Genomic DNA, 1,721 nt, shown 5'->3' on the forward strand with positions numbered 1-1,721 from the left:
CTTTTATTTTGTACTAATTATTTAGTCTCCATGGCTGCACATTATTTACTGTTCTTAGTGAGAGATGCAAGCCTAATCTTTGAACAGTGAATAAAATGCGACTTATGCCATTAAATAACTGGATTCGGTGTGATAACGGCCTTTTTTACACTGACCCCAATTATTTGATAGGATCCTGAGCGACACAATAAATATAATAATGAGGGATTATGACGGCATTAAACACTTCTATGGTAATGCAACTTTCTCTAGTTGCTGCCGCTCAGAAAACGATTGTTAAAAAATGGCTCGGGCTGGCTGTCGCTTCTTTGCTAGGCGCAGGGGTATTTTCTTTGCTGCTTGTTTTGTCTCGAACGCCAGGCGTACAAGACTTTATTCCCTGGGTGGACTTTTTCCATGTTGCACTGGTTGTGCACGTTGACCTTTCTGTATTGATTTGGTTTCTATCAATGGCGGGAGTTTTCTGGACTAGCAGCAACCCGGCTAGTGGTGGCTTGTTGGACCAGTGGGCGTGGAACTTTGCTGCGCTTGGTGCCTTGATTATGGTCGCTTGTCCATTTTTTGGAGTAGGGGAGCCTTTGATGAATAACTATGTTCCTGTGCTTCAACACCCAGCATTCTACCTGGCTTTATGTGTTTTTGGTTTTGGCATTCTGCTGTTATTAGTAGCTCGCTTATTGACTATACCTCAAGGCTTTAATAGTGGTGAGTCGGTACTGAGCTGGGCATCGTATTTAGCCGCTATTCCTGCTCTATTAAGTATTATTGCGTTAGTGGCTAGTTATCTGGGCATATCAGTTGAATATAGTGGTGAATATTATTTCGAATTACTGTTCTGGGGTGGTGGGCACACTTTACAGTTCACGCATACCTTGCTTTTACTTGTTGCCTGGTTATGGCTTGCAAGTGCATGTGGTGCTCGTTTTAGCTATAAGCCTGGGCTACTTTTGGCTTTGTCAGCATTGGTTATATTGCCTGTACTTATGGTGCCTTGGCTGTATGCTTCAAGCGAAATTGATTCGCTAGGGCATCGTTTAGGTTTTACTAAATTAATGCAATACGGTGGCTTGGCAAGTATGCCGCTTGGCATTATCGCAGTTTATCAACTGTTTCTGTTGATTAAACGAGGCAGGATTGAGGCATCTTCAAAGCCATTAAAGTCAGCAATGATAGCTTCGTTTATTTTGTTTTCGGCAGGCGGCATCATTGGCTTTTTGATCGAAGGTGTGAATGTAGTTATACCTGCGCATTACCATGGTTCGATTGTCGGAGTAACGCTTTCCTTTATGGGTATTGCTTATCTGCTCATGCCTAAGCTGGGTTTAGGTACCCCAGATACTCGCCTAGCGGCAATTCAACCTTATGTTTATGGTGGTGGCCAGTTGATGCATATATTGGGTCTCGCGTGGTCAGGTGGTTATGGTGTGCAACGTAAGACTGCAGGAGCAGCTCAAGGTTTAGATCGTTTACCTGAAATTATAGGGATGGGAATGATGGGCTTGGGTGGTTTGATCTCTACCATCGGAGGCTTGCTGTTTTTGATCGTGATTATCAAGGCATGGCGGCGACGAACAGAGTTTGAACCTGGTAGCTAGCCGCCTATAGCCGTTTACAAAAACTCTTTGAAGCGACGAGATATAATGCTCATCACGATAGCGGCCAGGCGCGCATAGATATCGCTGAGATAAGCTTTGTTGGGCAGTTCATCTTCAAGTGTTTTT

General features: G+C 43.9%; 1 protein-coding gene. It reads left to right on the forward strand.

The window, feature by feature from the left end; genetic code table 11:
• The first annotated feature begins 209 nt into the window (after nt 1–209).
• Nucleotides 210–1,595 carry a cbb3-type cytochrome c oxidase subunit I gene (locus tag A3756_RS13865; protein WP_068515568.1) on the forward strand — a complete coding sequence of 462 codons (1,386 nt, stop codon included), beginning with the start codon at nt 210–212 and terminating at the stop codon, nt 1,593–1,595.
• The last annotated feature ends 126 nt before the right edge of the window (nt 1,596–1,721 follow it).

It is taken from the genome of Oleiphilus sp. HI0086, from assembly GCF_001635225.1.